This is a genomic window from Xanthomonas sp. 60, assembly GCF_011761925.1.
The window spans coordinates 227,324-252,427 of the sequence record NZ_JAASQW010000002.1; the positions used below are offsets into that span (position 1 = coordinate 227,324).

Consider the following 25,104-nt stretch of genomic DNA (forward strand, 5'->3'; position numbering starts at 1 on the left):
GAAAACCTGGAAACGTGGGAGACAAGCCCTAGTTTAACCGCCGGCACGCGGCGGCACGGCCCACCGGCAGGCCTACCGCGCGGCCGGCTGGCGCGGTACAGTGCGCGGCCCTCGAATCAAGCGGATACGCCTCCATGCGCCTGGGCATCGATTTCGGTACCAGCAACTCGGCCGCTGCGGTGGTCCGCGAGGGCCGCGTGGAGCCGATCCGCTTCGGCGATGCCGAGCAGTTCCGCACGACGGTGTATTTCCCCGGCGTGATGCAGGATCCCGGCGATTTCCAGCCGGACCCGGGCCAGGAGCACGAACTGCAGCAGCTGGAGGACAGCCTGGCCCGTCAGGCGCGGGCCGCCGGCCAGCAGCGCGCACCCGAGGCCCTGCGCCGCGACGCGCTGCGCGTGCTGCGGCGGCAGTGGATGGAAACGCGCATGCGCGAACCCCGCAGTTCCTCGCAGCTGCTGCAGAACGCCGTCTACGGCGATGCTGCGCTGGAAGCCTATTTCGAGGAAGACGAGGGCAACCTGGTGCAGAGCCCCAAGTCCATGCTGGGCTTCAACCTGCACCCCCGCGCGCGGCAGACCATCACCGGCATCGCCACGCACATCCTCGAACACATCCGCCTCACCGCCAGCGCGCAGCTCGGTGAGCCGGTGCGTGACGCCCTGCTCGGGCGCCCGGTGCAGTTCCGCAGCTCGATCGGCGAGGCCGGCAATGACCAGGCACTGGCGATCCTGCGAGAAGCGGCGATCGCGGCCGGCTTCGATGCCGTGGCGTTCATGGAAGAGCCGGCGGCCGCGGCCATGCACTACCACGCCACCAGCGCCGAGATGCACGATGCGGTGATCGTGGACATCGGCGGCGGCACCACGGACGTGGCCCACGCCCACGTGGGCGGCACGAGCGCACCGCGCATCCACCGCGCCTGGGGCATCGCACGCGGTGGCACCGACATCGATCTGGCACTGAGCCTGGCCAGCTTCATGCCGCTGCTCGGCCGTGGCATCACCCGCGTGCCCACGCACCATTACGTGGAAGCGGCCACGGTGCAGGACATGACCCGGCAGCGGGATTTCCGCCAGCACCGCTACGACCACGTCGACGCACCGTTCGGGCCTCGCCTGCAGGCCCTGCAGGAAACCGGCAACACCGCGCGCCTGTACCGGGAAGTAGAGCGCGCGAAGATCGGCCTGAGCAGTGCCGCCGCACACCCCAGCGCCCTGCCCTTCATCGAGCGTGGCCTGCAGGCCGAGAATTCCGCCGAGGGGCTGGGCGAAGCCGCACGCAGCTACCTGGACCAGCTGCGCGCTCTGCTTGCCGAGGTGCGGACGGATATCGGCGGCGACCCCGCCGCGGTGTTCCTGACCGGTGGCATGTCACGCGCCGGCTACCTGCGTGCGGCCGTTGCGGAGGCGTTTCCGGGCGCCCGCCAGGTCCATGGGGATGCTTCCTTCGGCGTCGTGCAGGGACTGGCCTGGGCCGCTGCGGGCGCCCGTTAAGCCAGTTCGACCGCTTCTGGGGTACACTCCACAGGCTTGACATTCAGCCGCACTTCCCGTTCGCCCCGCGGCGAGTCCCTTCGTGCAGCTTGAATTCGCGCCGGATGCCCCGATCCATGTGGTCGCGAACCCGCGTCTCGTCGCCCTTGTGGCGCCATCCCATCGCGCCGGGCCGTTTGCCCGCCCCGCACCCTTCCCCTACCTGACAGGAGCCATCATGCCCCGCAAGGCAAAGACCCCGGCGAAGGCCAATACCACCATCCGCACTGAACGCAAGGGTGCGGCAAGCACCGGCGCAGTGAGCAGCGACAGCATCGCGGCGGACCTGGCCAACTTCCGCAAGGCCGGTGGCAAGATCGAAGTGCTCGGCACCACCTGGGCGCTGCGCAAGGCCGGTTGACCGGCCCGGCGACCGCGGCGGATCGACCGCCGCGGCCGGCAACACGCGCCTGCGCTCCACACGGACCTGCGCGCCATTTCAGTCTCATTCCCCTGTTGCACGGCCTGAGGGCGGTACAGGCACCACGTGGCAGCGGGTCGAGGGGTAAAATCAGCGGCCCCGCGTTGCCTGGATGTAGTGATGGAGAAGTACCTGCCGACCTGGACGCATGCGTGGCTGCTGCACATCGAGACCGCGCTGCTGCTCGTGCTCACCGTACTGGCCGCGCTGCTGCTGCGCCTGATCGCGCGCCGGCTGATCCGCCGTTTCGCCGAGCACTACACCCTGCCGGCGGAAATGGTGATGGGCGCCAGGCGGATCACCACGGCCGTGATCTATACCGCCGCATTGATGGTCGCCCTGCATGTGCTCGGCACCTCCGCCACCGTGCTGTGGAGTGCGTTCACCGGGTTTGCTGCCGTGGGTGCGGTCGCGTTCTTCGCCGCCTGGAGCGTGCTGTCGAACATCTTCTGCACGCTGCTGATCTTCACCACGCGGCCGTTCCGGCTCTACGATTACATCGAGGTCCTCGAGAACGGTGAGAAACCCGGGCTCAAGGGCCGCGTGATCGATGTCAACCTGATCTACACCACGCTGCAGGAAACCGGCGAAGGCCACGAGGGAACCGTGCTGCAGCTGCCGAACAACCTGTTCTTCCAGCGCACCGTGCGCCGCTGGCGCGATCCGTCCACTGCCCCGGGCGGCATCCAGGGCGACGGCTGAGGCCACGGTCCGAGCCCGTCAGCGCAGCTGGCTGTCCTTGCTGCCGCGGCGGTTGTAGCCGCTGTTGGCGTGCTCGTCTTCGTCATGCGCCTGCTGGCAGGCCACGCACAGGCGCACGCCAGGCACCGCCTGGCGCCGCGCCATTGGAATCGGGGCACCGCATTCTTCGCAGTTCTCCAGGCCGGGGCCTTCGCGCAACTGCCGCCGCGCGCGCGCGATGGCATCGTCCACCGTCGCATCGATCTGGTCCTGGACCGCACCATCGCCCGCCCATCCGGTGGCCATGGCCATTCTCCGTCGTGTAGGGAGGTCAGCTTAGGACCAGACGGGTGAGGGCCAGGTCGTGCCCCGGGCAGGGCTTACCAGACCAGGTCGTCGGGGATCTGGAACTGGGCGTAATACGCATCGTCCTCGGCGTTGCCGGTGGACGCCACGCCGGTGTCGCCGGCGCGTCCATGGTCGACCACGATGGCTTCCGGCGTGCGCTCGCGCACTTTCTCCGCCGCCGCGCGGGGCAGCACCGCGAAGCCCTCGCCATGGGCCACGATCACCAGCGCGCCGGCGGCGAGGGCCTTGCGCAGGTTGGCGTCGATGTACAGCGTGCGGATCGTGCTGCCCTCGCTGAACCGGTATTCGCTCTCGCCCACGTGCGGCACGGCGTGGGCCTGGATGATCTGCCGCGCCTGTGCCTTCAGCTCCCCGCTCCGCAGCTGCGCGTTGCGCTCGGCGGCGATCGCACGGTCACGGTCGATCTTCTCCTGCCGCGCCCGTTCGGCCTCGCGCTGGATCTCCGCCGAAGCGTCCGGCGCCTTGCCCTGGCGGGCCTTGGCCTGCTCGCGGGCCGCTGCACTGGCCTGCGATTTCTTCGCCAGGCCGGCTTTGAGCAACTGTTCCTGCAGCGCGTTGGGCTTTGCCATGATCCTGCCTGCAACTGGTCTATCGTAGGGGCCCCCATGATACCGGAGCCCCGGCTGCCCCATGCCCCCGCCGAACTACCTGGCCGGTTATCCCGAGCCACTGCAGGCGCAGGTCCGCCAGCTGCTTGCCGAAGACCGGCTGGGCGCGCTGCTGCAGCGCCGCTACCCCGAGCCGCACGCCGTGCGCAACGACCGCCAGCTCTACGATTACACCCAGGAACTGAAGGACCGTTACCTGCGCAAGGCCGGACCGCTGCACAAGGTCTGCTATGACAGCACGCTGGAAGCGGTCAAGCATGCACTCGGCCTGCACACCGCGGTTTCCAGGGTGCACGGTGGCCGGCTCAAGGCCAGTCGTGAGATCCGCGTGGCCACGGTCTTCCGCGAGGCACCGGCCGCCTTCCTGCGCATGATCGTGGTGCACGAACTGGCCCACCTCAGGGAAGCCGACCACAACAAGGCCTTCTACCAGCTGTGCCAGCACATGGAGCCGGACTACATGCAGCTGGAGTTCGATACCCGCCTGTACCTGACCGAGCTGGCGCACCGGGCCGGCTGAGGCGTGCGGGCGCGCTGGCAGGTACACTGCCCGCCCCCCGGAGGTTCCCGTCCCCATGCTCCCTACCCGTCTCGACAAGCGCCTGGCCGAACTGCTCGGCTGTCCCCGCGGCGAAGCCCGCCGCTACATCGAAGGCGGCTGGGTGCGGGTCGACGGCCAGGTGGTGGAACAGCCACAGGCCCAGGTCACCACCGAAACGGTGGAAATGGATCCGGCCGCCCGCGATGAGAAGACCGAACGGGTGACCATGCTGCTGGCCAAGCCTGTGGACGCGGCGGCCCACACGCTCAGCGCGCAGGTCACCCCGGAAACGCGCAGCCCGCTGGATGCGGCCGACGTACGCCCGCTGCAGCGTCATTTCCATGGCCTGCAGCTGGCGGCTGCGCTGCCGGCGGCGGACAGCGGGCTGGTGGTGGTCAGCCAGGATCCGCTGATCATCAGCCACCTGCAGCAGCAGCTTGCCCGCACCGAGCAGGAATTCCTCGTGGATATCCAGGGTGAGCGCGCCATGTGGGATGTGGCCCGCCTGCAGACCGGGCTGAAAGAGAACGGCCGCACCCTGCCCGGCTGCAAGATCAGCTGGCAGAGCGAACAGCGCCTGCGGTTTGCGGGCAAGGGCCTGCATCCGCGCATGCTGCGCGAAGCGTGTGCCGGCGCGTCGATGCAGGTCGTGGCGATCCGCCGCCTGCGCATCGGCCGCGTGTCGCTGGGCAAGCTGGCCCCGGGCAGCTGGCGGTATCTCGGCGCCGACGAACGTTTCTGAAACGCGTCACGCCACGCGGACGCCAGGCCCCGCCCGGCTGCATGGCCGCCCCCTCCTGCAGCGGTAACCGGGTACGATCCACCGCATGAGTGAACCTTTGCCCTTGTGGCGACGCGCGCTGCGCGTGCTTGCCCTGCTCCTGGCCGTGCTCGTGCTGCTGGTGCTTTCCGGCCTGCTGCTTGCCGACCACCTCACCCCACGCGCGCACGGTGAACCGTCCACCGTGCTGCCCGTGCAGCCGGCGCAGACGCGTATCGACCGTGACCTGACCGCGCTGCAGGCTGCACACCCCGGCCAATCCGGCGTGGCCTTCCTGTCCGATGGCCTGGACGCCTTCGCTGCACGCGCGGTGATCACCGAGCGTGCCGAACGCAGCCTGGATCTGCAGTACTACATCTGGAAGGACGACCTGATCGGCCACCTGATGGCGCGTGCGCTGCACGATGCCGCCCAGCGTGGCGTGCGCGTGCGGATCCTGCTCGACGACATGAACGCCCAGGACAAGGATGCCCTGATGATGGCGCTCGACACCCATCCCAACATCGAGATCCGCCTCTACAACCCCTTCCGCAACCGGACCGGGCTGTGGCGGATGGTGGAAATGGTGCAGCGCGTGTTTTCGGTCAACCACCGCATGCACAACAAGAGCTGGATCGCCGATGGCCGCATCGCGATCGTCGGCGGCCGCAACATCGGCGAGGAATATTTCAGCGCGCGCCCCGATGTCAACTTCCGTGACCTGGACCTGCTGGTGGCCGGCCCGGCCGTGCAGGAGGCCAACCAGGTCTTCGATGACTTCTGGAACAGCGAAGCGGCCGTACCGATCAGCGCACTGGCGTTCCATACGCCTGCCCAGCTGCGCCTGCTGATGCGTGAGTCCGAACACGAAGCAGGGCTCGAGAGTGCCAGGCCCTACCTGCGCGAGGTCGCCGCCTCGCGCGGGCGCGTGCAGGCCAGCGCCGCACCGCTGCACTGGAGTGGCCAGGTGCACATCCTGTCCGATCCACCCATGAAGCACCGCCGCGATGACCGGCAGGGCTGGCTGGTCACGCACATCGGCCGGATGTTCACCGCCACCCGCCACAAGGCACTGTTGATGTCGCCCTACTTCGTGCCTGGCGATGAAGGCCTGCGCGCGCTGCAGGGCATGCGCGCCCGTGCAGTGCAGGTCGGCGTGGTGACCAACTCGCTGGCCGCCAACGATGTGGTCGCCGTGCATGGCGGCTACATGCACTACCGTGCGCCGCTGCTGGAGGCGGGCGTGCAGCTCTACGAGCTCAAGGCACACGGCCAGGCCAGCAGCTCGGGCATCTTCGGCAGCAGTGGCGCCAGCCTGCATACCAAGGCCTTCGTGCTGGACGACCGCCACGGATTCGTGGGTTCGTTCAACCTCGATCCGCGCTCGGCCTATGTCAACACGGAGATGGGCGTGGTGTTCGACGACCCCGTGCTGGCCCGCCAGCTGACGCGCGAATACCTGCACCTGGCCAGTCCCGGGCAGAGCTGGTGGCTGGCGCTGGATCCGCGGGGTGACCTGCGCTGGCTGGATCGCCAGGCGCCGGCCCGATGGCTGGAAACCGAGCCGGACAGCAGTCCGCGGCAGCGCGTCCTGGCACGGGTGATCAGCTGGCTGCCGCTGGAATCCCAGCTCTGACTCAGGCCTGCTCGCGGGCCTGTTCATCAGCGAGGGTTTCCATGGCCCGGCCATGCAGGCGACGCCAGATCCAGCGCGCGGTGGGCAGCGGCGTGCCGGGCAGCTGCTCCAGCAGCGCCGTCGCCTGGCTCTGGCCCATGCGGCCATGGCGGCACAGCAGACTGGCCGCCGCAGCCGCACGCGCGAAGTGCAGGCTCTGCCCCAGTTCGCCCTCCAGATGCCCGCCATCGAGCGCGTCATGCACGGACTGGGGCAGCTCCCAGGCGTCGGCCACACGCTGCGCCACCGGCAACGTCCATTGCATCAGCACGGTTCCGGCGGTGGCGGCGTCGAGCGTGCGCGCCGTCTCTGCGGCGGTCTGTTGCAACTGCCGCATCACCAGCACGGCGCCCAGCCCCTGCGTCAGGCCCATCCACTGCGCAGCGAACGCATCGGCGTGATGGACCGTATGCGCGTGGTCGGCGGCCGCGCGCGAAGACAGCAAGGCATGGTCCCAGACGAGGCGCCCGAAGTCGGGGAAGACCGTGCACTGGATGTCCATCACCGGCTGCACCAGCACGGCGCTGATGATCTGCCGGACGCCTTCGGTGCCCACCAGGGTCACGGCGCGGTGCACGCTGGAGACGGCGTGTTCCTGCACCCGGAACGCCGGACTGTTGGCGATGCGCAGCAGGTTGCCTGCCAGTACCGGGTCCTGGCTGATGATGCGCGCGGTGAGCCGCGCCGATGCATCTGGATCGTTGATGGCCTGCATCAGCTGCGGCAACAGCTGCGGACGTCGCGGCAGGTGCCGCGAACTCCAGTCACGTGCCGCCAGCGCCTGCACGGTGGCCTGCACCAGCACTGCATCGGGCGTACCCCCGCCGCCTGGCGCCGGTTGCAGCGACAGCGCCAGGAAGCCGGATTCAAGGAGCTGCCCGGCCTGCGCCGGGGGGACGTTCGCCGCCCTTCCCTCGATGGGATCAGGCGCGCCGTCCGCTTCCGTGGGCGCCGGGGCCAGCGCGCAGGGATCGCCTCGCCCGACGCGCCCCGCTGTCACGTCCTTCCGCCACAGCCGCTGCCACCAGTGGCGAATACCCGCCCGTGCGCGCATCACCCTGCGGCCCCGGAGCAGGGTCCTGGCGCACCATGCGCCCGCATTGCCGATTCCCGCATGATCCGCTCCGCCCTGTTGCCGGCGGCATGCCGCCCTTCGGAGCAGCATCGGCACATCCTTCAGCTTCTTTAACCCCTTTAAGCAGTTCAACGCGCACCCGGCCGCAGCCGCGCGCCGATTGGTCTAGAATGAGCACCACGCGACCCGTCCCCACCACAGACGAAGTCGCTTTTTTCGTTTCTGGATCCTGCCACCCGTACCGACGAACGCAGGTGGCGGCCATGCGCCGTCACCCCCGCCAACGGAGCTGCCATGCTATTTGAAACCCTCGCTGCCACCGGCCATGAGCAGGTGCTGTTCTGCCATAACCCGGACGCCGGTCTGCGGGCGATCATCGCCATCCACAACACCACGCTGGGTCCTGCCCTGGGTGGCGTGCGGATGCGTCCTTATGCGAGCACCGAAGAAGCCCTGGCCGATGTGCTGCGCCTGAGCCGCACGATGACCTACAAGAACGCGCTGGCCGGGCTCAACATCGGTGGCGGCAAGGCGGTGATCATCGGCGATCCGCGCACCGACAAGAGCGAGGTGCTGTTCCGCGCGTTCGGGCGCCAGGTCGACGCCCTGGGCGGCCGCTACATCACGGCCGAGGACGTCGGCACCGATGTCAACGACATGGAGCAGATCTACCTGGAAAGCCAGTTCGTCACCGGTGTGCACCAGGTCCACGGTGGCTCCGGCGACCCGGCCCCGTTTACCGCCTACGGCGCCCTGCAGGCGATGATGGCCTCGATGCAGGTCCAGCTGGGCCACGAGGAAGTGGGCCGTACGCGCATCGCGGTGCAGGGCCTGGGCCATATCGGCATGGAACTGGTGAAGCTGCTGCGCGACCGCGGCGCCAAGCTGTTCGTCGCCGATCTGGATCCGGTGCTGGTGGAGCGTGCGGTGGTGGAGTATGGCGCCGAGGCGGTGCGGGTGGAGGACATCCACGATGTGGACGCCGACATCTTCGCGCCCTGCGCGCTGGAAGGCGCCATCACGCTCGATACGCTGGGGCGGCTCAAGTGCAGGATCATCTGCGGCACGGCGAACAACCAGCTGGTCAGTCCGGAGGTGGGCGATGCACTGCACGCGCGCGGCATCCTCTACGCACCGGATTACGCGGTCAACGCTGGCGGCGTGATGAACGTTTCGCTGGAGATCGACGGCTACAACCGCGAACGCGCCATGCGCCTGATCCGCAGCATCTACCACACGCTGACCCGCGTGTTCGAGCTGTCCCGGCGCGAGGACATCGCCCCGCAGCGTGCGGCCGACCGCATGGCCGAGGCACGCATCCATGCCATCGGCACGCTGAAGATGCCCTTCGGTCGCGGCACGCCGCGACTGGGCAACCTGCGCGCAGGCTGACGCGCAGATCGGCCGCCCCCGGGGCGGCCGATGCGTTTCAGAACCCGGCGCTGTAACGCAGCGCGGCCTGGGCCACGTCAAGGCCACTGCCCAGTCGCCGGTCATAGCCGAACGACATCCGGCCACCGCGTCCCATATCCGCCTGCAGCGCTACGCCCAGCATGCCGTAGGCACGAGGCAGTTCCCCGGTGAACAGGGGTGCCCAGCTTTCGATGCCGGTGAAGCTGGCCTGCGCATCGAACCCCGCGCTTGCCACCGGCCGCTGCCATTCACCATACCCCTGCAGCCGCCACGCGCCCCAGCTGCGTTCGGCGCGCAACCCGGCCAGCGCCGTGGTACGGCGCAGGGTGGTGTCCTGCATGCGCAGCCCGAACCCCAGCCCGCCCCCTTCGACAAACCCCTCGTTGTCGATGCGCGCATGCTCGATGCCCACGTATGGCGTCAGTGATGCGCGCGCATCGCCCAGGCGCACTCCGCTCTCCGCGCCGGCCATCGCAAGCGTGCCGCCGTAGCGGGAAGCGGCCCCGACCGGCATCGCGCCGAGCAGCAGCTGCCGCTCCAGGCGGCGCTCATAGGTGCCACGGCCGAGCTGCACCAGGGCGTAGGCGCGGCCTGCCGACCAGCCGGCATAGAGCTGGGCCTGCAACTGCCGGTCGCGCAGGTTCGCGTTGCCGCCATCGGGCGCTGCGCCGCTGCGGGTCCGCGCGAAGGCGGCACCCACCACCGCGTGGGCGCCGAGGGCGAAATCATGCCCGGCGGTGAAGCCTTCGCTGGGTGCCGGGCTGCCTGCGAATGCGCCCTGCCCCGGGGCATTGGCCGACTGCCACGCACCGCCCAGCGCGGGCCGCTGCTGCACCTCGCCGAAGCGGTGGGCCACTGCGCGCCGCCCCGCCTGCAGTGTGTCGAAGCTGGCCTGCATCGCCAGGGCATGCGCCTTGCCCGAAAGGCTGTCCAGACGGGTGCCGAGCGCCGCGTTTCCGCCCGTTGCCGCCTGCAGCCGGCCGGCGGCGCCAGCCAGCGCGGCATCGCGCCCAGCGCCCTGGGCATCGAGTTGCTCGAAGGCACGTTCCAGCCGCTGCGCGGAGACCCGTGCCCGGCTGTCCAAGCCTGCGGTCGCCGCGGCCTGGGTCACGCTGACCCGCGCCAACTCCAGCCACGCCGCGTTGGCATCGTAACCATAGCCTGCCTGCAGCAGGGTCACGCCATTCTGGCCCAGCGGCGCCTGGTTGAACTGCCCCGACACCCCGCCCTCGGCACGGATCAGGGCCTGGCGCGTGCCATCGGCGGGCACATAGCCCGGCAGCGCGCCGTTGACCAGCACGCCACCGCCTTCCAGCCGTGCGTTGCCGCCCACGCTGAGCGCCCCCGCGCCCAGGGCGACAACCATCTGCGCCCCGTCGCGCTGTATGTAGTCGCCGTCGATACGGGCACTGGTGCCCGGACTGATCAGGATCACGCTGGCCCCGTTATCCACGCGTCCAGCGATCCGCGAGGTCCCGCCCATGAACTGCAGCGCCGCGCCGGTTGGTTGCCCCGCCTGCGCCACCAGCGTGACGTCGGAGGTCAGGCTGGCTGCCTGCAGCGCCAGTGTGCCGCGCTCGATGCGTGTCGCACCGGTATAGGTGTTGCGGCCCGCAAGTCCCAGCGCGCCGGGGCCCTGCTTGACCAGTCCGCCGGTACCACTGATGTCGTTGCGCCAGACCGAATCCAGGCCGAGCCGGTCGACATTCACCGTGACATCGCCCCAGCCGAACGATGCCGGCCCCTGCAACGCACGCGCGACATCCAGCACGCCTTGGCCGAAGACGGGGTCCACGCCGGGCGCCCCGATGTCACGTGCGGTGCCCAGCAGCGTCTGGCGGACCAGATCGTTGCTGAAATACGGGAAGCGTTCCCACACCACGGCCGCCGCGCCGGACACCAGCGGTGCGGCGTAGGACGTCCCCCAGCCGTAGAACAGGTCGGTGCTACTGCCTGCCGCGGTGGTCGCCTGCGGATCCAGATACACGGCCGTGCCCGGCGCCGCCAGGCAGTACGCCGCCGCTTCGCCACAGGCATTGGCGTAGGCCGCACGCTCGGTGGGGTTGACCGTGTCCACTGCCGTGACCGCCAGCCAGCCACGCTGCAGGTCCGCCGCCGGCTGCCCGCCCCCCACGCCCGGCCGGCTGGGCAGTGCCGCCATGTTGGACGGATCGGCACGGCCCTCGTTGCCGGTAGCGAACACCACCAGCCCGCCGTTCTGCGCGATGAAGGGCCGGTACTCGGCCGCGATGGCGGCCGTGGTGGCCAGATCGGTCCAGTACAGCCCGCCCCACGAATTGTTCATCACCCGCACGCCGGCATTGACCAGGTCCTGGTGCACGCGTGCCAGGCCCAGCGATCCGCTGACCGCGTTGCCGTTTCCCGAACCATCATCGGCGGGACGCCGGTCGGCGATGATGCGGGCGGAGACGATTTCAGCCCCCGGCGCGACCCCCATCTGCGCGCCGTTCCAGGTGCCACCTGCGGCCAGGCCGGCCACCGTGGTGCCATGCCCGACCACATCATCGCGACGCAGATCGTTGGCCTGCGGGTCCACATAGGCGTAGCTGGCCACTACGCGACCGGCGAGGGTGGGATGGACGCGGTTGACGCCCGAATCCACCACCCCGATCCGCACGCCGCGGCCGGTTTCCTGCAGGCCCAACGCGTTGATCGCCTGCAGATGCCCCTGGCGCGTGGGCTGCGCGGGCCGCGGCGGCTCGGGCGTGGTGGGCGGCGGTGTGACCGGCGGCGGCACCGGTGGCGGCGGCGTGGCGGGCGGTGGCGCGGGGGGCGGATCGACGCGCACATTTCCCCCACCGCCACCGCCGCCGCCGCAGGCGGTGAGCGCCAGCGCCAGTGCCGAAGCCAAGATCGATCGCCCAACGTCCTGCTGGTTCATCCGCGTATCCCCCACTGGCGCTGTCCATGACGGGTCATGCAGCCGGGACAGGCAAGCCCGGCCACCACGGGCTGGCTCTATACTGAGCGTCCCCCACGCAGTCTGCCGGGAATCGTGACGCGTTCCAACGCCGCGCCGTTTCCCATCCTGAACTTGCTCACGCAACAAGAGATTGCCATGCCCAACATCGTCATCGCCGCTGCCAAGCGCACCGCCATTGGCTCCTTCCTCGGCCAGTTCAACGGCGTCCCCACGCCGACCCTGGGCGCCGCGGCGATCGCCGCCGCACTGGAACAGTCCGGCGTGCCTGCCAGCGACGTCTCCGAAGTCATCATGGGGTGCGTGCTGCCGGCCAACCTTGGCCAGGCACCTGCCCGCCAGGCGGCCATCGCCGCCGGTGTTCCGCTGGCCGTCGGGGCCACCACGCTCAACAAGGTCTGCGGTTCGGGCATGAAAGCGATCATGCTGGGGCACGACCTGATCAAGGCCGGCTCGGCCAGGATCGTGGTCGCCGGCGGCATGGAATCCATGTCCAACGCGCCGCACATGCTGCCCAACTCGCGCACCGGCAACCGCTTCGGCAATTTCCAGGCGGTGGACCACATGGCCCACGACGGCCTGGTCAACGCCTACGACGGCAAGGCGATGGGCGAGTTCGCCGAATCTGCGGTCGACAAGTACCAGTTCACCCGCGAAGAGCAGGACGCCTACGCGATCGAGTCGGTGCGCCGCGCGCAGGCCGCGCAGGCCAATGGCGCGTTTGCCGATGAGATCGTTGCGGTCACCGTCAGCGGCCGCAAGGGCGAGGTGCAGATCAGCACCGACGAGCAGCCCACGCGCGCGGATGTGGCGAAGATCCCGACCCTGCGTCCGGCGTTCAAGAAGGATGGCAGCGTCACCGCGGCCAGTTCCTCGAGCATCTCCGACGGCGCCGCCGCCGTGGTGCTGCTCGGCGAGGACGATGCAACCGCCCGGGGCCTGCAGCCGCTGGCCCGCATCGTGGGCCACGCCACCCATTCGCAGGCGCCGGAGTGGTTCACCACCGCACCGATCGGCGCGATCCATGCGCTGCTCGAACGCACGGGCTGGACCCTGGATTCTGTGGATCTGTTCGAAATCAACGAAGCCTTCGCCGTGGTCGCCATGGCGCCCATGCGCGAACTGGGCATCCCGCACGAACGCCTGAACGTCAATGGTGGCGCCTGCGCGCTGGGTCATCCGATCGGCGCCTCGGGTGCCCGCCTGGTGGTCACGCTGGTCAACGCATTGCGCACGCGTGGGGGCAAGCGCGGCATCGCAACGCTCTGCATCGGCGGCGGCGAAGCGACGGCCATCGCCATCGAATTGATTTGATTGAAGTTAACCTGCGTTTCTCAAAACTGAATGCGCCTTCGCTTGACAGTCATTCGTGGCTTGTCATCATGTTGTCGGCGCGCACTAGCGCGTTGCCTAATCTAACGACGAGGATTCACCTAATGAGCATCAACAAGCTGCTGGTCGCGATGTCCCTGGCTCTGGCCCTGGCTGCCTGCTCGAAGCAGGAAGCTGCCCAGGACGCCGCCGCTTCCGCCAACGAAGCCGCCACCGAAGCCCAGGCTGCCGCCGACCAGGCTGCCGCTGCCGGCACCGCCACCGCCGACGCTGCCCAGCAGGCCGCTGACACCGCCGCCACCGCTGCTGACGCTTCGGCCGACGCTGCTGGCGCCGCTGCCGGTGCTGCCACCGACGCCGCTGCCGACGCTGCTGCTGATTCGGCCAAGGCTGCTGAAGCCACCGCCGAGCAGGCCAAGGACGCTGCTGAAGAAGCCAAGAAGTAATAACTTCTTTCTTCACGCTGTTCTGGAAAAGCCGCTGGTTCGCCAGCGGCTTTTTCTTTGCCTGCCCTCTGCCGGGCGCCGCGCAGGCGCCGAGTGTCCTTCACCGCTCCGCGACCTGGCCATGAATACGCTGGCGCTCCCGTCACCTGCTTCTGGAGCGCGCCATGAAAATCCGTCCGTTCACCACCTCCCTGCTGGCCGCCTCACTGGTACTGGCACTGTCCGCGTGCAAGGGCCCCGAAGCCGAGCAGGCACGCCAGGATGCAGCCAAGGCGGCCGACAGCGCCAGCGTCGCGGCCGGTGTCGCAGTCGACCGCGCGGCGGTCGCCACGCGCAATGCGGCCGACGAAGCCGCCGCCGCCTCGAAGGAAGCCGCAGCCGATACGCGCCAGGCACTTGACCGCGCCGCCGACGCAACCGCCAACGCCGCCGCCGAAGCCAGCGTCGCCGCACGCGATGCCTCGGCCAATGCGAACGAAGCCACCGCGAACGCAGCGGACAAGGTGGCGGACAAAGCACGCGATGTGGCCCAGGACGCGCGTCAGAACGCTGACGAAGCCAAGCACTGATGCGCTAAGTCGGCGGCGAACAGCGGGCCCCCCCGTCGCGGCCCCCCCGGGTCAGGTCCAGTGATCAGGCTGGGCGGGTGGGCGCGGCGGGGGACGGCAAAAGCCGCTCCTGCGGGCCTTGTCTCGCGCCATCCTTGGCGCTCAACACCCCCACCGCCCCCACCCGCCCAGCCCCCGACATACCACGTGCCGCCACGTAAGAAGAACTAGAAAAGCAAAAGCAAAAGCAAAAGCAAAAGCGAAAGCGAAAGCGAAAGCAGGAGCAGAAGCGCCGGCAGCCAAGAGGCCGCTTTTGCTTTTGCTTTTGCTTTTGCTTTTGCTTTTGCTTTCGCTTTCGCTTTTGCTTTTTTTATTTTCCCCGTGGTGCGCGCCGAACCGTCACAGGGACGGGCGGTGGGGTTGGGCGGGGGCGTTGAGCGCCAGGGATGGCGCGAAACGAGGCCCGCAGGACGCAGCTCCTGCCGTCCCCCGCCCAGCCCCACCGCCCGGCCCAGCCCGATGACCTCTGTGCCAAGCCCACCACGAGGGGCCCAGCCGTTCGCCCCGCACCACGGATTCTCACCTCCTGCACGAGCGCCCCGCCAAAGTGCAGCCATGACTGATCGCAACGACCTGGTGGTACTGCGACCGGAGGGCCTTTACTGCCCCGCCGGCGATTTCCACATCGATCCCTGGAAGCCGGTGCCACGCGCCGTCATCACCCACGGCCACGGCGACCACGCCCGCTCCGGCATGGGCGAATACCACTGCACCCAGGCCAGCGAACCCATTTTGCGCTGGCGGCTGGGCGATGTCCGCATCCATACCCACGCCCACGGCGCCGCGTTCCGCCTCGGCAATGTTGAAGTCTCACTGCATCCGGCCGGTCACGTGCTGGGTTCGGCCCAGGTGCGCATCGATGACGGCCACCAGGTCTGGGTCGCCTCCGGCGATTACAAGCGCCAGCCTGATCCCACCTGCGCGCCGTTCGAAGTGGTGCCCTGCGATACCTTCATCACCGAGGCCACCTTCGCCTCGCCGATCTACCGCTGGGCGGACACGCGCGAGGTCGCCGCTGACATCGTGGCGTGGCGACGCGAGTGCGGCGAACGCGGTGAGGCGGCGATCCTGCTGTGTTATTCGCTGGGCAAGGCACAGCGCATCCTGGCCGAGGTCGGCGCGCACGACGACCAGCCCGCCTGGTTGCACGGTGCGATCGCCAACGGCGTGGAGGTGTACCGCAAGGCCGGCGTGGCCATGCTGCCCACCGAAGCGGTCGCCGAGCAGGGCCGCCAGCCGGACTCGGCCGGGCGCCTGGTGCTGGCTCCCCCCTCGGCCGCCGGTACACCGTGGGTACGGCGCTTCGGTCGCCACCAGGTGGCCTTTGCCTCGGGCTGGATGCAGCTGCGCGGCAACCGCCGCCGCCGCAACGTGGACCGCGGCTTCGTGGTTTCCGACCACGCCGACTGGCCGGCCCTGCTGCAGACCATCGAAGAGACCGGCGCGCGCCGCATCATCGCCACGCACGGCAATACCGATGCGCTGATCCGCTACCTGCGCGAGCGCGGCACGGCCGCCGAAGCCTTCCGCACCGATTACGGGAGCGAAGAATGAAGGCTTTCGCCGATCTCTACCAGCGCCTGGACCGCAGCACCGCCACTGGCGACAAGCGCGCCGCACTGGTGGCCTACTTCAGCGCTGTGGACGCCCACGACGGCGCCTGGGCGCTGTATCTGCTCAGTGGCGGCAAGGTCAGCGGCGCGCGCCGCAAGATCGCCGGCAGCATGGAACTGCGGGCCTGGATCAGCGAGGAATCCGGGTTGCCCGCCTGGCTGGTGGAAGACAGCTACGAGCAGGTCGGTGACCTGGCCGAGACCCTCACACTGCTGCACGACGAGCCGACGCAGGAAGCGGTGGACCGCCCCTTGGCGAGCTGGATCGAAACCCATCTGTTGGCGGTGGCGAACCTGGACGAGGCGCGTCGGCGGGCAGCGGTCATCGCGGGCTGGCGCACGCTGCCGGCGCCGCAACGGCTGGTGTTCAACAAGCTGCTGACCGGGTCACTGCGCGTGGGGGTTTCGCAGCGCCTGGTGCAGCAGGCGCTGGCCGAGCTGTCCGGGCTGGACATCTCGCGCATCGCCCAGCGCATGCTCGGCGAGTGGGTGCCCTCGCCCACCCTGCTGGCCACGCTGCTTTCGCACGAAGAGCAGCCGCTGGACCGCGCGCAGCCCTACCCGTTCTACCTGGCCTCGCCCCTGGAAGCCGAGGCCGCTTCGCTGGGCCCGATCAGCGACTGGCAGCTGGAATGGAAATGGGATGGCATCCGCCTGCAGCTGCTTCGCCGCCGTGGTGAGGTAGCGCTGTGGTCGCGTGGCGAGGAGCGCCTGGATGGCCGCTTCCCGGAGATCGAAGCCGCCGCGATGGCGCTGCCCGATGGCTGTGTGATCGATGGCGAACTGCTGGCCTGGGACGAAGCCGCCGATGCCCCGCGTCCGTTCACCGCCCTGCAGACCCGCATCCAGCGCCGCAAGCCGGGGGCGGCCACGCTGCGGGCCACGCCGGTCCGCGTGCTGGCCTATGACCTGCTCGAGCTCGACGGCGAGGACCTGCGCGAGGTGCCGCTGCACGAGCGGCGGGCCCGGTTGACCGCGTTGCTGGACGCGCTCGACGACCCCCGCCTGCAGGTCTCCGCGCAGGTCCATGCCAGCGATTGGGAACACGCCGCGCGCCTGCGCCTGGAAGCGCGCGAGCGCGGCGTGGAAGGGCTGATGCTCAAGCGTGCCGACTCGGTCTACCAGGCCGGTCGCCGCCGCGGCGACTGGTGGAAGTGGAAGATCGACCCGCTGACCATCGATGCGGTGCTGCTCTACGCGCAGGCCGGCCATGGCCGGCGCAGCACGCTGTACACCGATTACACCTTCGGCGTCTGGGACGGCGACACGCTGGTGCCCGTCGCCAAGGCGTATTCCGGTCTCGACGACAAGGAGATCCTGGCGCTGGACCGCTGGATCCGCGCCAACACCCGCGAGCGCTTCGGCCCGGTCCGCAGCGTGCGCGCCGAACAGGTCTTCGAGCTGGGCTTTGAAGCGGTGAACGTCTCCAAGCGGCACAAGTCGGGCATCGCGGTGCGCTTCCCACGCATCCTGCGCTGGCGCCAGGACAAGCCGGCCCGCGAGGCCGACGTGCTGGCCCAGCTGCAGGCACTGGCGCGATGACCCGAAGCGAGGCGCTGGCCCGCCTGCAGGCGTGGTTCACCGGCCGCGGCTGGCGTGCGCTGCCGTTCCAGCGCGCGATGTGGCGCCGTTATCTGGACGGCGCCGACGGGCTGCTGCACACGCCCACCGGCAGCGGCAAGACACTGGCGATGTTCGGCGGCCCCCTGCTGCAGGCGTTGATCGATCCCCTGCCGCGCCCGGCCCGGGCCAGTGCCGTGCGGCCCCTGCAGGTGCTGTGGGTCACCCCCCTGCGGGCACTGGCCACGGACACCGCGCGCGCACTGCAGGAGCCGCTGCAGGCCATCGGGCTGGACTGGAAAGTGGGCCTGCGCAGCGGCGATGCCACCCAACGCGAACGCCGCCTGGCCCGTGAAGGACGCCTGGACGTGCTGGTCACCACGCCTGAATCGCTGGCGCTGCTGCTGAGCTATCCGGACACGCTGGCCCGCATGCGCCAGCTGCGCTGCGTGGTGGTGGATGAATGGCACGAGCTGCTCGGCAGCAAGCGTGGCGTGCTGCTCCAGCTCAACCTGGCGTTGCTGCGCGAAGCCTCGCCCAACCTGCAGCTGTGGGGGCTGTCGGCCACGCTGGGCAATCTCGAACAGGCCCGCGATGTGCTGCTGCCGCACCGCCCGCAGGCCGCCCTGGTGGAAGGTGCGCGGCCACGTCCGGTGCGCGTGCGCAGCCTGCTGCCCGCCGCCGGCGAGCGCTTCCCGTGGGCTGGCCATCTCGGCCTGGTGCAGCTGCCCCGGGTGCTGCGGGCACTGATGGGCGCGCGCAGCAGCCTGCTGTTCACCAACACCCGCGCCCAGGCCGAACTGTGGCACCAGGCGCTGGCCGCGGTCTGGCCGGAAGACGCCGCCACGCTTGCGCTGCATCATGGCTCGCTCGATCCCGGGCTGCGCCAGCAGGTCGAAGAGGGCCTGCGTGCGGGCACGCTGCGCTGCGTGGTGGCCACCTCCAGCCTGGACCTGGGCGTGGACTTCCCGGAAGTGGACCAGGTGCTGCAACTGGGCAGCCCGAAGGGCGTGGCGCGTCTGCGCCAGCGCGCCGGACGCGCGCGCCACCGTCCCGGTGCCAGTGGCGAGGTGCTGTGCGTGCCCAGCCATGCGCTGGAACTGGCCGAGTATGCCGCCGTGCGCCGGGCGCTGCAGCACGGCGTGGTCGAATCGCGAAGGCCACTGCAGCTTTCGCTGGACGTGCTGGCCCAGCATTGCATCAGCCGTGCGCTGGCCGGCGGCTTTGAAAGTGCCGCGCTGCTGCAGCAGCTGCGCACCACGCATGCCTTCGCCGCAGTGACCGATGCGCAGTGGCAGGCGGTGCTGGAGTTCATCGTGCAGGGCGGGCGGGCCCTCTCGCAGTATCCGGACTTCCACAAGGTGGTGCGCGATGCCGATGGCCTCTACCGGGTGCACGACCGCCGCCAGGCGCTGCGCCACCGCCTTTCCATCGGCACCATCAGCAGCGATGGCAGCGTGCGCGTGCAGTTCCTGCGCGGCGGCGCCCTGGGTGCGGTGGAAGAACAGTTTGCCGGCCGCCTGCGCCGCGGGGACCGCTTCCAGTTCGCCGGCCGCCTGCTGGAACTGGTGCGGCTGGAGGACATGACGGCCTACGTGCGCCTGGCGCGCGGTGGGGAGGGCGCCGTGCCACGCTGGCAGGGGGGCCAGCTGCCGCTGTCCGCGCCACTGGGGCAGGCACTGGAGACGGTGCTGTCCGGCGCCGATGATGGTGACGAAGTGCGCTGGCTGCAGCCGCTGCTCGCCCTGCAGCAGCGGCTGTCCGCTCGCCCCTCGCCCAACCGGCTGGTGGTGGAGGACGTGCGCCGCCGCGAGGGACAGTACCTGTTCGTGTATCCCTTCGCCGGCCGCCACGTCCACGAGGCGCTGGCCGCGCTGTTGGCCTGGCGCTGCACCCGGCAGCAGCGCAACAGCATCGGCTATGCGGTCAATGACCTGGGCCTGGTGCTCACCCCGGCCGAGCCGGTCACGCTCTCGGCGTCGCTGTGGCGCGGGCTGCTGTCGGCCGACAACCTGCTGCACGACCTGCGCGCGGCGGTGAACCTGGGCGAGCTGGCACGCCGTCAGTTCCGCAGCATCGCCCGCGTGGCGGGGCTGCTGGTGCCCTCGCTGCCGGGCGGCATGCCGCGTTCGCTGCGGCAGCTGCAGGCATCGGCCGGCCTGCTGCACGATGTCCTGCGCGAACACGATCCGGACCACCTGCTGCTGCAGCTGGCCGAGCACGAAGTGCTGTACGACAGCCTGGACTTCGAGGGCCTGCAGGCGACCCTGCAGCGGCTTCAGGCACGCGAGCTTGCGCTGCATGCGCCGCCTTCGCTGACGCCGCTCGGCTTCCCGCTATGGGCCGAGCGCCAGCGCGGCCAACTGAGCAACGAAGACTGGCGCACGCGCGTGCAACGTGCCGCCGGGCAACTGGAGAAGCGCCATGGACGCTGACCTGGCGGTGCAGCTGGCCGCCGAAGAGGTGGTGCTGCTCGGTGACCGTGCCCTGTGGTGGCCAGCGCGCTCAGCGCTGCTGCTGGCCGATCTGCACCTGGGCAAGGCGGACATCTTCCGCCGTGCCGGCATCGCGCTGCCGAGCGGGGGCACGCAGGGCGATCTGCTGCGGCTGCAGCAGCTGGTCGAGCGCACCGGCTGCGCCCAGCTCTGGATCCTTGGCGATGTGCTGCACGGGCCTTTGCACAGAGCCGCCTGGCACACGCATTGGATGGCCTGGCGCGCGGCATGCCCCACCCTCCATGTGCACGTCATCCGCGGCAACCACGACCGCGCGCTCGCCGCGCAGGCCCTCGCGGTGGAGGTGCACGATGAAGACGTGGACCTGGGCCCCTTCCTGCTGCGTCACGAGCCGTGCCGGCGTCCCGGGCGGCATGTCATTGCCGGTCACCTGCACCCGCTCGCGGCGCCACGCGGGCTCATGCGTCGGTTTCCCGCCTTCTGGCTGCAGGAGGGCGTAACGGTACTGCCCGCGTTTTCACGCTTCACCGCAGGCGTGGTGCCTGCACTCCAGGCGCAGGACCGGCTGGTCGCCTGCGTGGAAGGCAGCGCGATCGAACTCGGCTGAGCCGGGGCAACGCGCGCTCTTCGGCGTCAGCCAGGAGCGCCCGGCAGGCGTTTCAGGCAACGGCATCCATCAAGCGGAAATCGGGCCTGCGGGTGCCACGCGGGTGGGCGGCCACCGGCATCGCCTGGACGGCGGCCAGCATTTCATCGGCGCAGGTGCGGATGTAGCCATGGCGCTCGATCGAGGAATGGCTGAGCAGGTTGCCCAGGTGGAACTGGAACACATCTTCCATCACATCCGGCTGGTCTTCATGCAGCATCTGCAGCAAGCCCCGCAGCTTGCAGATCTCCGCTTCCAGCGCATCGGCCGAGAACATCATGGGTCACACTCCTTGCATGCGGCTCACGCGAGCCCTGTGGGGGTGCGTGGCGTCCTGCGGTGACAGTGCGCCCGGGAATCCGGCCACCTGCCCTCCGATCGCATGCCACGCGAACTGCCCTGTTTTGCCACATGCGGGGTGAGTCGAACGTCAACCACGGTCGAGGCGCTTCTTCACGCCACGGCGCGCGTGGCGGCCCTCGGCTCCTGCGACATGGGCTTTGCCAGTGCGTCCAGGAACGCCGGGGCCAGGGGCAGGCGTCCCAGCCAGCCCTGCTGGGTGCCGCTGAGCACCCGCAGCATGTGGCCGCGTCCCACCGGCAGGCGGGCCAACGGGCCCATCAGCACATCACGCGCATTCGCCCAGTAATCACGCTCGGACTGGAACAGCGGCGTCAGCCACCGGCTCCAGCGCTGGTAGACCGCCACATGGGCCTGCCGCTGGGCCTGGTAGGCCTGCAGCGCTGCCTGGCCGCCGCCATGCACGCGCAGCGCCTCGCGCAGCGCCAGCGCGTCCAGCAGCGCCATGTTCACGCCCTGCCCCAGCTGTGGGCTCATGGCGTGGGCCGCGTCGCCGGCCAGCACCAGCCGGCCCGAGTGCCACCGCCGCACCACGGCATCACGGTAGGCCGCGCGGGCCAGCTGTCCCGGCGCGCGCAGATGCACGAAGCGGCCGGAGGCCTGCGGCCAGAGTGCGTGCAGTTCATCGAGCCAGGCGGGCAGGCCGGCCTCCTCCCAGCGTGCGAAATCCGTGCATGGCAGGCTCCAGAAGAAACTCAGGCGCGGCACGTCGTCGCCCGGCCGGGTCCCCACCGGCAGCAGGCCGATCATCTTGCGCGCCGCCACGTAGCGCTGCTGGAGCACCTGGGCGTGCGGCCAATCCTCGGCGGGCAACAGGCACCACAGCGCACCCCAGGGGTACGGACGGTCACGTACCTCTGCGTCAAACTGGCCGCGCAGGGTGGAGGCCGCGCCATCGGCGGCCACGATGAGATCAAAAGGACCATGTTGCCGCCCATGCTGGTCGCGCAGCAGGCCACGCTCGCTGTCCACGGCCAGGATCGCAGTGCCTACGTGCAGTACGCCGTTGTTTCCGCGCGCGGTGTGCAGCAGGCTGAACAACGCGCCGCGCTGCATGCCGAGCCCGTGCAGGCGCGGATCCAGCTGGTCGTAGCGCATGTCCATGACGGTGCGGCCGCAGGGCGTATCGCCGTGCAGGCGATGTACCGGCGTGGCGTGCGCACGCACGGCATCAAGCAGGCCCATCTCCCAGAGCACCTGCAGGCCGCTGGGCTGCAGCAGGAAACCGGCACCCACCGGGCCGGGTTCGGCCGCGCGTTCGAAGCTCTCCACGTGGTGCTCGTCGCGGCCCAGCAGCACACTCAGTGCCTGGCCTGCGGTGCCGTATCCGATCACGGCGATGCGCAGTCGCTTGTCCATCTGCGGATTGTGCCGCATGTGCCCGAAAAAAAACCCCGCCGGAGCGGGGTTCTTCATCAGCCAGACGCGAACGTCAGGCCGGCTGGATGTTCGAAGCCTGGTCGCCCTTCGGGCCCTGGGTCTTCTCGAAGCTGACCTTCTGGCCTTCCTGCAGGGACTTGAAGCCGCTGCCCTGGATGGCGGAGAAGTGCGCGAACAGATCAGCGCCGCCGTCGTCCGGAGTAATAAAGCCAAATCCCTTGGCGTCGTTGAACCACTTGACGGTACCTGTTGCCATGTTGATGCGAGACCTTTGCAATGATGGGTGGTGTGCGCACGAATCCCCGCGCACGGGGCCGAGTATGCAAACCTTGTACGAGGATGACAATCACCCCCGCGCCAATTCACCGACGAGTTCGGGCAATCCGCTGGAGGCGGCCTGCACGTTGGCCAGCACTTCGGCCATGGTGATTTCCTCGGCCGTGCCGCAGCCGGCAGCCCAGTTGGCCACGATCGCCAGGCAGGCGTAATCCAGCCCCAGCTCCCGTGCCAGCGCGGCTTCGGGCATGCCCGTCATGCCGACGAGGTCGCAGCCGTCACGCCGCAGGCGGGCGATTTCCGCAATGGTTTCCAGCCGGGGGCCCTGCGTGGCGGCATAGCAGCCGCCGTCCTGCACTGTGACGCCGGTCACCTTTGCAGCCGCGAGAATTTTGCTTCGCAGCATCGGCGTGTAGGGGTGGCCGAAGTCCACATGCACCACGTCGCTGCCGTCTTCCTCACAGATCGTGCTGATCCGGCCCCAGGTGTAGTCGATCAGCTGGTCCGGGCAGGCCAGCACGCGTGGACCAAAATCCTCGGTGATGCCGCCGACGGTATTCAGCGCCAGCACGCGGTGGGCGCCCAGCTGCTGCAGGGCGGCCAGGTTGGCGCGGTAATTGATCCGGTGCGGCGGCAGCGAATGGCCTTCGCCGTGCCGGGCCAGGAAGGCGACGCGGTGCCCGAGCAGCGTGCCCACGCGCACCGGGCCGGACGGCACGCCGAAGCGCGTGGACACCTCATGGGTCTGCACGTCGTCGAGCCGGGCCAGGTTGTAGACACCGGTGCCGCCGATCACCGCAAGCGCGATCTGCTGCATCGCTTATTCCTTCATCGCATAGATGGCGGGCAGGCAGCGCAGCGTCTCGTTGACGTCCATGCCGAAGCCGAACACGTAGCGGTCGGGCAGCTCGATGCCCGCATAGTCAGCGGTGACATCAGGCAGCGCGCGGTCGTGTTTCTTCACCGTCATCGCGGCAATGCGCACATCCGTGGCGCCCTGCTCCAGGCACCACGTGCGCACGCCCTGCAGCGTGTAGCCCTCATCGAGGATGTCGTCCACCAGCAGCACGCGGCGACCGAACAGCGCGGTGGCCGGCTTGTGCTTCCACACCAGGTCGCCTCCGGTGGTCTCGCCGCGGTAGCGGGTCGCGTGCAGGTAGTCGAACTGGACATCCTGGCCGCGCGCACCCAGTTCCAGCGCAAGCTGGCCGGCGAACGGCAGCGCGCCGTGCATGATCGACAGGAACAGCGGCACCTCGCCCTGGTAGTCGCGCGCGATCTCGTCGGCGATACGGCCGATGGCCTGGTCGAGGGTGGGGCGATCGACCAGCAGGTCGGCCTGGGACAGGGCCTGGGCAATGGTGAGGTTGGGCATCAGACGGTTCTTCCGAGGGATTCAGACAGGTAGTGACGGGTATCGTCGTGGCGGGCATCGGCCAGCAAGCCATCCCAGCCCAGCGGGCCGCGGCCCAGCAGGCCGAGCAGCGCGGCGGTGTTGAAGGAACGGCCCTGCACGGCGTGCAGGGCGTCCTCGACGAGTTCAGGGTGGCAGACGAGGACGACATCGCAGCCGGCATCGAGGTGGGCGTGGACGCGTGCGCCGACGCCGCCGGCGGTGTGCGAGGCCGCCATGCCGATGTCATCGGAGAAGACCACGCCGCGGAAACCCATGTCGCCGCGAAGGATCTGCTCGATCCAGCGCCGCGAGTAGCCGGCAGGCTCCGGAGCGACCTGCGGGTAGACCACATGGGCCATCATCACCGCATCGGCGCCGGCGGCGATGCCGGCCTCGAACGGCACCAGATCCTGCTGCCGCAGTTCATGCAGCGGGCGCGGATCGACGGCCACATCCACGTGGGTGTCTTCCAGCACGGTGCCGTGGCCGGGGAAATGCTTGAGCGTGGCGCCCATGCCTGCAGCGTGCATGCCGCGCACATAGGCGGCGGTGAACGCGGCCACCACCTGCGGGTCTTCGCTGAAGGCCCGGTTGCCGATGGCCCGGTTGCCGCGCCCAAGATCCACCACCGGGGCGAAGCTCAGATCCACGCCGCTGGCGCGCACTTCACTGGCCATCAGCCACGCATGCTGCTCGGCCAGTTCCAGCGCCCCTGCGGGATCGTCCGCATGCCGTGCGCCGATCTCCTGCAGCGGCGGCAGCGCGCTGAAGCCCTCGCGGAAGCGCTGCACGCGGCCACCTTCCTGGTCCACGCAGATCAGCTGTGGCCGCGGCGCCGCCTCGCGGATGGCGGCCGAGAGTTCGCCGACCTGCGCGCGCGAAGCGAAGTTGCGGGCGAACAGCACCACGCCCGCCACCGCATCGTGCTGCAGCCAGTCGCGCTCCTGCGCGGTCAGTCCGGTTCCGGCAACGCCGATCAGCAACATGGTCGATCTCCACGACGATGCGCCGT

24 protein-coding genes are annotated in these 25,104 nt (G+C 69.5%); 14 read left to right on the forward strand and 10 right to left on the reverse strand.

Annotated features, from left to right (window positions below; genetic code table 11):
* The first annotated feature begins 134 nt into the window (after positions 1-134).
* The 3 genes from FHY09_RS04940 (at position 135) to FHY09_RS04950 (ending at position 2,658) form a co-directional block, all read left to right on the forward strand.
* Positions 135-1,496 carry an Hsp70 family protein gene (locus FHY09_RS04940; RefSeq protein WP_166924778.1) on the forward strand — a complete coding sequence of 454 codons (1,362 nt, stop codon included), beginning with the start codon at positions 135-137 and terminating at the stop codon, positions 1,494-1,496.
* Positions 1,497-1,713: 217 nt separating this feature from the next.
* Complete coding sequence (locus FHY09_RS04945; RefSeq protein WP_166924780.1) at positions 1,714-1,896, forward strand: hypothetical protein; 183 nt, start codon at positions 1,714-1,716, stop codon at positions 1,894-1,896.
* Positions 1,897-2,064: 168 nt separating this feature from the next.
* Positions 2,065-2,658, forward strand: a complete 594-nt coding sequence (locus tag FHY09_RS04950; RefSeq protein ID WP_208407626.1) for a mechanosensitive ion channel family protein — start codon at positions 2,065-2,067, stop codon at positions 2,656-2,658.
* Between the two features lie 18 nt (positions 2,659-2,676).
* On the opposite strand, the gene FHY09_RS04955 is transcribed toward FHY09_RS04950, so the two are convergent.
* Together FHY09_RS04955 and FHY09_RS04960 are read right to left on the reverse strand one after the other, a co-directional pair.
* Complete coding sequence (locus FHY09_RS04955) at positions 2,677-2,943, reverse strand: DksA/TraR family C4-type zinc finger protein (RefSeq protein ID WP_166924784.1); 267 nt, start codon at positions 2,941-2,943, stop codon at positions 2,677-2,679.
* A 74-nt stretch (positions 2,944-3,017) separates the two neighbouring features.
* Positions 3,018-3,575 carry a DUF2058 domain-containing protein gene (locus FHY09_RS04960; RefSeq protein ID WP_166924786.1) on the reverse strand — a complete coding sequence of 186 codons (558 nt, stop codon included), beginning with the start codon at positions 3,573-3,575 and terminating at the stop codon, positions 3,018-3,020.
* Positions 3,576-3,636: 61 nt separating this feature from the next.
* Here FHY09_RS04960 and FHY09_RS04965 point away from each other — a divergent pair, with 61 nt between their 5' ends.
* From FHY09_RS04965 to FHY09_RS04975, 3 genes are all read left to right on the forward strand, one after another.
* The gene (locus tag FHY09_RS04965; protein WP_166924788.1) at positions 3,637-4,134 is read left to right on the forward strand and encodes a M48 family metallopeptidase; all 498 of its coding nucleotides are present in this window, start codon (positions 3,637-3,639) and stop codon (positions 4,132-4,134) included.
* Between the two features lie 55 nt (positions 4,135-4,189).
* A complete protein-coding gene (locus tag FHY09_RS04970) occupies positions 4,190-4,897 on the forward strand; it encodes an RNA pseudouridine synthase (RefSeq protein WP_166924790.1) in 708 nt (235 codons plus the stop codon).
* Positions 4,898-4,982: 85 nt separating this feature from the next.
* A complete protein-coding gene (locus FHY09_RS04975; RefSeq protein ID WP_166924792.1) occupies positions 4,983-6,551 on the forward strand; it encodes a phospholipase D family protein in 1,569 nt (522 codons plus the stop codon).
* A gap of 1 nt (position 6,552) precedes the next feature.
* On the opposite strand, the gene FHY09_RS04980 is transcribed toward FHY09_RS04975, so the two are convergent.
* Complete coding sequence (locus FHY09_RS04980) at positions 6,553-7,590, reverse strand: HDOD domain-containing protein (RefSeq protein ID WP_456362712.1); 1,038 nt, start codon at positions 7,588-7,590, stop codon at positions 6,553-6,555.
* 369 nt (positions 7,591-7,959) lie between these two features.
* On the opposite strand from FHY09_RS04980, the gene FHY09_RS04985 reads away from it, so the two are divergent.
* On the forward strand, positions 7,960-9,057 hold the full coding sequence (locus tag FHY09_RS04985; RefSeq protein WP_166924797.1) for a Glu/Leu/Phe/Val dehydrogenase: 1,098 nt from the start codon (positions 7,960-7,962) through the stop codon (positions 9,055-9,057).
* Positions 9,058-9,094: 37 nt separating this feature from the next.
* Here the strand turns inward: FHY09_RS04985 and FHY09_RS04990 are convergent, their stop codons facing one another.
* Positions 9,095-11,980, reverse strand: a complete 2,886-nt coding sequence (locus tag FHY09_RS04990; RefSeq protein ID WP_166924799.1) for an autotransporter serine protease — start codon at positions 11,978-11,980, stop codon at positions 9,095-9,097.
* Positions 11,981-12,157: 177 nt separating this feature from the next.
* Between FHY09_RS04990 and FHY09_RS04995 the strand changes: the two genes are divergently transcribed.
* From FHY09_RS04995 to pdeM, 7 genes are all read left to right on the forward strand, one after another.
* A complete protein-coding gene (locus FHY09_RS04995) occupies positions 12,158-13,333 on the forward strand; it encodes an acetyl-CoA C-acyltransferase (protein ID WP_166924801.1) in 1,176 nt (391 codons plus the stop codon).
* A gap of 122 nt (positions 13,334-13,455) precedes the next feature.
* Positions 13,456-13,797 (forward strand): hypothetical protein, encoded by a 342-nt coding sequence (locus tag FHY09_RS05000; RefSeq protein WP_166924803.1) that lies wholly within the window; start codon positions 13,456-13,458, stop codon positions 13,795-13,797.
* Between the two features lie 164 nt (positions 13,798-13,961).
* Complete coding sequence (locus FHY09_RS05005; protein ID WP_166924805.1) at positions 13,962-14,366, forward strand: hypothetical protein; 405 nt, start codon at positions 13,962-13,964, stop codon at positions 14,364-14,366.
* A gap of 594 nt (positions 14,367-14,960) precedes the next feature.
* Positions 14,961-15,959, forward strand: a complete 999-nt coding sequence (locus tag FHY09_RS05010) for a ligase-associated DNA damage response exonuclease (protein WP_166924807.1) — start codon at positions 14,961-14,963, stop codon at positions 15,957-15,959.
* Positions 15,956-17,560: an ATP-dependent DNA ligase gene (locus FHY09_RS05015; RefSeq protein WP_166924809.1), complete on the forward strand. Its 1,605-nt coding sequence runs from the start codon at positions 15,956-15,958 to the stop codon at positions 17,558-17,560. Before FHY09_RS05010 ends, FHY09_RS05015 begins: the two co-directional genes overlap by 4 nt.
* The gene (locus tag FHY09_RS05020; RefSeq protein WP_166924811.1) at positions 17,557-20,013 is read left to right on the forward strand and encodes a ligase-associated DNA damage response DEXH box helicase; all 2,457 of its coding nucleotides are present in this window, start codon (positions 17,557-17,559) and stop codon (positions 20,011-20,013) included. The genes FHY09_RS05015 and FHY09_RS05020 overlap by 4 nt, the downstream gene beginning before the upstream one ends.
* A complete protein-coding gene (gene pdeM, locus FHY09_RS05025) occupies positions 20,003-20,641 on the forward strand; it encodes a ligase-associated DNA damage response endonuclease PdeM (RefSeq protein ID WP_166924813.1) in 639 nt (212 codons plus the stop codon). The genes FHY09_RS05020 and pdeM overlap by 11 nt, the downstream gene beginning before the upstream one ends.
* A gap of 52 nt (positions 20,642-20,693) precedes the next feature.
* Here the strand turns inward: pdeM and FHY09_RS05030 are convergent, their stop codons facing one another.
* The 6 genes from FHY09_RS05030 to nagZ form a co-directional block, all read right to left on the reverse strand.
* Positions 20,694-20,960, reverse strand: a complete 267-nt coding sequence (locus tag FHY09_RS05030; RefSeq protein WP_166924815.1) for a hypothetical protein — start codon at positions 20,958-20,960, stop codon at positions 20,694-20,696.
* A 173-nt stretch (positions 20,961-21,133) separates the two neighbouring features.
* Complete coding sequence (locus FHY09_RS05035) at positions 21,134-22,399, reverse strand: FAD-dependent oxidoreductase (protein WP_166924817.1); 1,266 nt, start codon at positions 22,397-22,399, stop codon at positions 21,134-21,136.
* Between the two features lie 73 nt (positions 22,400-22,472).
* Entirely contained in the window at positions 22,473-22,676 is a 204-nt protein-coding gene (locus FHY09_RS05040; protein WP_166924819.1) for a cold-shock protein, read from the reverse strand.
* A gap of 90 nt (positions 22,677-22,766) precedes the next feature.
* Positions 22,767-23,513, reverse strand: a complete 747-nt coding sequence (locus FHY09_RS05045; protein ID WP_166924821.1) for an S-methyl-5'-thioinosine phosphorylase — start codon at positions 23,511-23,513, stop codon at positions 22,767-22,769.
* Positions 23,514-23,516: 3 nt separating this feature from the next.
* The gene (locus tag FHY09_RS05050) at positions 23,517-24,071 is read right to left on the reverse strand and encodes a hypoxanthine-guanine phosphoribosyltransferase (protein WP_166924823.1); all 555 of its coding nucleotides are present in this window, start codon (positions 24,069-24,071) and stop codon (positions 23,517-23,519) included.
* The gene (gene nagZ / locus FHY09_RS05055) at positions 24,071-25,078 is read right to left on the reverse strand and encodes a beta-N-acetylhexosaminidase (protein WP_166924825.1); all 1,008 of its coding nucleotides are present in this window, start codon (positions 25,076-25,078) and stop codon (positions 24,071-24,073) included. The genes FHY09_RS05050 and nagZ overlap by 1 nt, the downstream gene beginning before the upstream one ends.
* Positions 25,079-25,104 lie beyond the last annotated feature (26 nt).